The following is a 6,380-nucleotide window of genomic DNA, read 5'->3' on the forward strand; positions in this document are numbered from 1 at the left end:
AAATTATTTCCTCTTTATATTTTGAACCATAGATGATATAATAATATATCAGTATCTAAAAATTACAAATCCATTTTTTTTTAATTTCACATATTATATTTATTATATTGGGTGTATGTTTTTATGAATATGAATTATTTTTTTTAGATGTATTTATGAATATTATTATTAGTTTTAAAAAAGATATATTTAATTAAGAATATTTAATATAGTTGGAAGGATTTAAATTGCTAGAAATTATAGAGTTAAAACAAGAAGACTTTTCAAAGTATACTCAGAGAATTCAAATGAATTCTAGTGATGTTATACAACCTGTACAGGAAATTATTGCAAATGTATGTGAAAATAAGGATAAAGCATTACATGATTATACTTTGAAATTTGATAAGGCAGATATCTCTGATTTTAAGGTACCTGTTGAGACTATTAAACAAAGTGTGGAAAATATTAGTCCTAAACTAAGAAAAGCATTGGAAGATGCAGCAGAAAATATTAGTAAGTTTCATAAAGCACAAATACCATCTGATTGGACAATGACAGTAAAAGATGGTGTTAAGGCTGGTCAAATTATAAGACCATTATCTCGTGTTGGTTGTTATATTCCTGGTGGAAGGGCAGCATATCCTTCATCCATATTAATGACTGTTATTCCAGCAAAGATTGCTGGTGTAGAAGAGATTATTTGTTGTACTCCTCCAGATAAAGATGGATGTGTTAGTGATGAAATTCTTGCAGCAGCATATATTGCTGGTGTAACTGATATTTACATGGTGGGTGGTGCTCAAGCTATAGCAGCAATGGCATATTCTACTCAAACAATACCTTCTGTTGATAAGATTGTAGGACCTGGTAATATTTTTGTAGCAACAGCTAAAAAATTAGTATATGGTGATGTGGATATTGAATTTCCAGCAGGTCCATCTGAAATGTTAGCATTGGTAGATGAAACAGCAAATCCTGAATATATTGCAACAGAATTATTAGCTCAAGCAGAACATGATCCTAATGCTGCAACAATACTTGTATCTACATCAAAAGAAGTGGCCCAAAAAACTGTAGAACATGTTATGGAATATCTTAAAACACAAAAAAGAAGTGATATAATAGAAGAATCATTATCTAAATATGGTCATGTTCTAGTGGCAAGTAGTATGGAAGATGCTATAGATTTTACTAATGCATATGCTCCAGAACACTTGGTTATTGTGACAAAAGATCATTATAAAACATTAGAATCAATAAATAATGCTGGTTCTATCTTTTTAGGTAATCTTACACCAGTTGCTGGTGGAGATTATGGTTCTGGAACAAACCATGTTCTTCCAACAAGTGGTGGGGCAAGAATGTATTCTGGTTTATCTGCAGAATCTTTCCTTAAAAAACCAACAATACAAGAATTATCACCTGAAGGTGTTAAAAATATTAAAGACATGGTTATAAACCTAGCAGAAGCAGAAGGATTATATGCTCATGCTTTATCTATTAAAAAAAGAGCAGAAGATATGGAATAAAATATTTTTCTATTAAATAAATTTATCAATTAAGAAAAATATAAATATATATTAATATTTTATTAATTTTAACTAAAATCATAAAATGAATACATAGGTGAAAAAGTGACAGACATATTTGAAAAATGTAAAAGAACCCATTACTCAAATGAAATAGGTCCAGAACTTGCTGGTGAAACAGTTAAAGTAACTGGATGGGTACATGAAATAAGAGATCTTGGTGGAATTGTATTTGTATTAATCAGAGATAAAAATGGTATAACACAATTAACAGCACCAAGTAAAAAATTATCTGAAGAAATGATGGCAGATGTACGTGCAGCAAGAAAAGAAACAATAATTACCCTAACAGGTACTGTACAAGAATCAGCAAAAGCACCTAATGGTGTTGAAATAATTCCAAGTAACATTGATGTAATTAATGTTTCACAATTACCTCTACCATTAGATACTACAGAAAAAGTAGAAGCAGAAATGGATACAAGATTAGATTCAAGATTCATGGATTTAAGAAAACATGATGTAAGTGCAATATTTAAAATAAAAAGTCAAATGTTACACACAGCACGTAACTACTTCTATGACAATGATTTTACAGAAATCACAACACCAAAACTTGTAGCTTCAGCAACTGAAGGTGGAACAGAATTATTCCCAATAACCTACTTTGAAAAAGAAGCATTTCTTGGACAAAGTCCTCAACTATACAAACAAATGATGATGGCAACAGGTCTTGACAATGTATTTGAAATAGGACAAATATTCAGAGCAGAAGAACATGATACATTAAGACATTTAAATGAAGCATTATCCATTGATGCAGAAATGTCATTTAAAAGTCAAACAGATGCAATGAACACATTAGAAGAATTAATTAAAAGAATATTATCAGACATATCTACTAATTGTCAAAAAGAATTATCTGACTTAGATCATGAATTAGATATTCCTACAGAACCATTCCCAATAGTTACATATGAAGAAGTAATTGATATTGTAAATAGTAGGGATGTTGAAATGAATTATGGTGAAGATTTAAATAGGGCAGCAGAAAAAGTATTAGGAGAAACTATGGGTAGTTACTACTTTATTACAGAATGGCCAACAGCAATTAAACCATTCTATGTAATGCCTAACAGTGATGATGCTGAAAAAAGCACTGCATTTGATTTAATGTACAGAGATCTTGAATTGTCAAGTGGTGCACAACGTATCCATGATTATGATCTTTTATACAGTCAAATAGAAGCAAAAGATTTAAATCCTGATTCATTTGAAAAATACTTACAAGCATTTAAGTATGGTATGCCACCACACTCTGGTTGGGGTATGGGTGCAGACAGATTAACAATGGTTATTACAGGTGCAAAAAATATTAGGGAAACTGTATTATTCCCAAGAGACAGAAGACGACTTACACCTTAGTTGTTCTTCTTTATTTTTTTTTTAAATTAATTTCTTTTTCTAAAATAAGTATGATAAAATAAGTTTGTCTATTTTTAATAAATTTAATAAAAAAAGAGGTACTTGGGAGAGTATCTATTCTTTTATATCTTCAATATATATGTAAATTCTTTCTTCTTCAAAATAATAGCTTTCATCTTCATTTAATTTACTGGCAATTTCAAAGATTAAACCATTATCTCTTAATTGAAATATTCTATTTACAATATCATCGTATGCATATTGATTATTTCTATTAGTATATACTCTATTAAATCCCTTTTCACTCCATTCAAGTCCATCCCATGCATATAATTTGGATTTTCCTTGTGGATTATATACTATCTTAGCAAGTATATTAAAATCATCTTCTTCATAAGTATCATCAAGTAGAATACATTCTATTTCTCGTATATTCATATTCTACATCCTTATAATTTATTTGCTATGATATTTAATTTATATTGTTCTTTAGAGATTTCATCATGATCATTCATAGCTTTTAATTCTTTCCAAAGATTTCCATGTACCATATAATCATGCATTCTTGTTATAAAATCTTCAAATTTATCTTTATCTTCTTTATTTTCAGGTGATATTTTATTTAAGTCTATGAAATCTTTATGCCATGTGTCTCCATCAAAAAAATAATATGTTGTATCATAATCATTTTCAGTATTATATTCTGCTTTACATTTTATATTATATGATTTATTATCAACATCACTTAGAATATATTCATATGTTTCTTTCATTTTCTATTCACCCTCATTGTTATTATGTTTGTGATACAAGATTAATATACTATGCAATCTATATTATAATATATTAATAATTTATCATTGATTTCTATGCAATACTATAAAAAACATGTATATACTTCTAAGAATTTAAGAGAATTAATTAAATTCTATACTAGGGATGGATTCATACTTAAGGATAATGTGGATAATAAGACATATCTAACTAAGAAAAATCATGGTAGTTTAACAATTCATGTATTGTTATTAATAGCTACTTCCTGGTTTTCATTAGGTCTTATTAACATAATATACTTGATAATTTCATATTTTTATTATTCTAAAGGAATAATTATAATATATTCTAATAATAATATAAATATAAACAATAATCCTATTTTTGAGTTATATGAAGGATTTGATGATTTGGATGTTATTACTAATTTCTTAGATACAAGTGTTGATGATTATGAAAATTTCATAAATAATAATGATAAATCTCCGATTATATCATTTCTTAATCATAAAAAGTAATTTGTTATGTATTTTCATATAATTTACAAATAATTTATATATGGATATTTACATATACTTTAATTAGATTATAAGAACATTAAATTTTATTCAATTAGAATAATTTTTTTTAAGAAGGTTTGTTTTATGAAGTCAAAGATAACAAGTATTATTAAAAATATTAATAATACAACAAACACTACTTCTTCAGTTTATAATGTTTCTGATGAATCATCAGGAAATACTTCAAAGATTTATCAGGCCGATGAAGCTGGAGACTATGTTGAAACAACATACAAAGGAATAACAGTATACGTTAGAGAAAACTATCCATACTATAATCCACAAAATGATAAAATTTATTATACAAAGGAAGAAGAAGCAGAAGATCTATATGCAATAGCTAAAGAAATGACAAAAGCTTCAATACCACAACTAGATGAAAAATAGATTTTTAGTCATTGTTTTTTTACTTTTTTTAAAACTTTTTTTTAGGAAAACTTATTTTATTTATTAATATAGTGATTGTTATGAGAGACTATGTTGTAATGGATCTTGAAAATCCAAATTTTAGACAAAATTCAATATGTGCAATAGGTGTTATGTTAATTAGAAATAATAATGTTGTAGAAAGAAAATATTCTCTTATAAATCCTGAAGATACATTTGATAATATTAATATTCAAATAACAAAAATAGCACCACACATGATAAAACAAAGTCCAACACTCCCTGAATATTGGAGTGAAATAAGCTCTTGGTTATCAAATAATGTGATTGTTGGACATAATATAACATATGATCTTAGAGTACTGACTAAATCACTTCAAAGATATGATTTAGAAGTTCCAGAATTTAATTACTGCTGTACTCTAACACAAAGTAGAAAAAATTTGGATTTACCATCATATAAACTAGAAAATATAGCTAAAAAGTTACATATAATATATAATCCACACAATGCAATAGAAGATGCAAGAGCAGCATATGAATTATTTGAATACATAAATAGACATAATCCAATAGGAACTAATCAAGTAAAGCAGTATAAATACAAGCCAAAGACAGAATCATATGATCCTAAATTATCAACTAACATAAATAATCTTTATGGAATGGTACAAGTTTTAATATATAATCAATCATCAACACAAAAACAATTAAATCTACTAAATTCATGGCTACAAGAAAATATGAAATATAATCACTATCCCTTATTTGATGATATTACAAAAAAAATAACATCTATCGTTGATAAAGGATGTGTTAATGGGGAAGATAAGGAAAAACTCTCTACTATTGAAAGTGTTAATCAATCCAATATATATAAACCAAATACACTTAAAACACAAGTATTACAGGGAATTATAAAAATTATCACAGCTGATAATAAAATAACACATGAAGAACTTAAATACTTAGATTCATGGTTAGATCAAAATAAATCCCTTAAAGGAACATACCCTTATGATAAAATAGTAGAAATAACAACATCTCTTCTAAAAAAGAATACTGTTGGAGAAAATGAATATATAAACGTTTCAAAGATGTTTTTAGAGCTTTTAAGTCCAATTAAAACAACAGTTGAGTCTCTTGATTTAGAGGGAAAAACATATTGTTTAACAGGTGATTTTAAACATGGAAATAAGGCTAAAATAGTATCAATTCTTGAAAAAAGAGGTCTTATTAAGAAAAATTGTGTATCATACAAGTTGGATTATTTGTTTGTTGGAGATTATGGAAGTCCTGCATGGAAGTATGGTAATATTGGTGGAAAAATTGTTAAAGCACAACAAATAATAGATAAAGGTGCTAAAATTAAAATTATTAGTGAAAAAAATTTATTTAATGAATTGGGTATTGAATAATGTTTTAACTCTTTTATTATTATATGGGATTTGTAGAAACGCTATGTTCATAATATAATTTTTAAAAGTAGTATAATGGTAAAATTGTGCATGCTTCAACTTACTCTGGTTCTAATTAATAGTAGGCTAATTCATATCAAGTTTATATAATTGGCTAAAACATAGTAGTTCTCATGTAGATGTTTTTTCATCTAAATTAAACTCAATAATAATCACACTCAAATATGTATACATTCATTTTAACTCATGTTTCACATAAAAAAAAGAAGAAGAATAATGAATTTATTTCAATATTCTTATTTATT

The 6,380-nt window shown here is 26.8% G+C and carries 7 protein-coding genes; 5 read left to right on the plus strand and 2 right to left on the minus strand.

Annotation, left to right across the window (positions count from 1 at the left end; translation table 11 throughout):
• Positions 1–287 precede the first annotated feature (287 nt).
• Entirely contained in the window at positions 288–1,511 is a 1,224-nt protein-coding gene (gene hisD, locus BZ132_RS00720) for a histidinol dehydrogenase (protein WP_011405751.1), read from the plus strand.
• A 105-nt stretch (positions 1,512–1,616) separates the two neighbouring features.
• A complete protein-coding gene (gene aspS, locus BZ132_RS00725) occupies positions 1,617–2,936 on the plus strand; it encodes an aspartate--tRNA(Asn) ligase (RefSeq protein WP_011405752.1) in 1,320 nt (439 codons plus the stop codon).
• A 114-nt stretch (positions 2,937–3,050) separates the two neighbouring features.
• Here aspS and BZ132_RS00730 read toward each other — a convergent pair whose 3' ends face one another.
• Both BZ132_RS00730 and BZ132_RS00735 read right to left on the minus strand, forming a co-directional pair.
• A complete protein-coding gene (locus BZ132_RS00730; protein WP_011405753.1) occupies positions 3,051–3,374 on the minus strand; it encodes a hypothetical protein in 324 nt (107 codons plus the stop codon).
• An 11-nt stretch (positions 3,375–3,385) separates the two neighbouring features.
• Positions 3,386–3,709: a hypothetical protein gene (locus tag BZ132_RS00735; protein ID WP_011405754.1), complete on the minus strand. Its 324-nt coding sequence runs from the start codon at positions 3,707–3,709 to the stop codon at positions 3,386–3,388.
• 96 nt (positions 3,710–3,805) lie between these two features.
• Between BZ132_RS00735 and BZ132_RS00740 the strand changes: the two genes are divergently transcribed.
• The 3 genes from BZ132_RS00740 to BZ132_RS00750 all read left to right on the plus strand — a co-directional run bounded on the left by BZ132_RS00740 (position 3,806) and on the right by BZ132_RS00750 (position 6,075).
• The gene (locus tag BZ132_RS00740) at positions 3,806–4,228 is read left to right on the plus strand and encodes a hypothetical protein (protein WP_011405755.1); all 423 of its coding nucleotides are present in this window, start codon (positions 3,806–3,808) and stop codon (positions 4,226–4,228) included.
• A gap of 126 nt (positions 4,229–4,354) precedes the next feature.
• On the plus strand, positions 4,355–4,657 hold the full coding sequence (locus tag BZ132_RS00745) for a hypothetical protein (RefSeq protein ID WP_011405756.1): 303 nt from the start codon (positions 4,355–4,357) through the stop codon (positions 4,655–4,657).
• 80 nt (positions 4,658–4,737) lie between these two features.
• Entirely contained in the window at positions 4,738–6,075 is a 1,338-nt protein-coding gene (locus BZ132_RS00750; RefSeq protein WP_112149266.1) for an exonuclease domain-containing protein, read from the plus strand.
• The last annotated feature ends 305 nt before the right edge of the window (positions 6,076–6,380 follow it).

It is taken from the genome of Methanosphaera sp. DEW79 (assembly GCF_003266085.1).
GTDB lineage: Archaea > Methanobacteriota > Methanobacteria > Methanobacteriales > Methanobacteriaceae > Methanosphaera > Methanosphaera stadtmanae.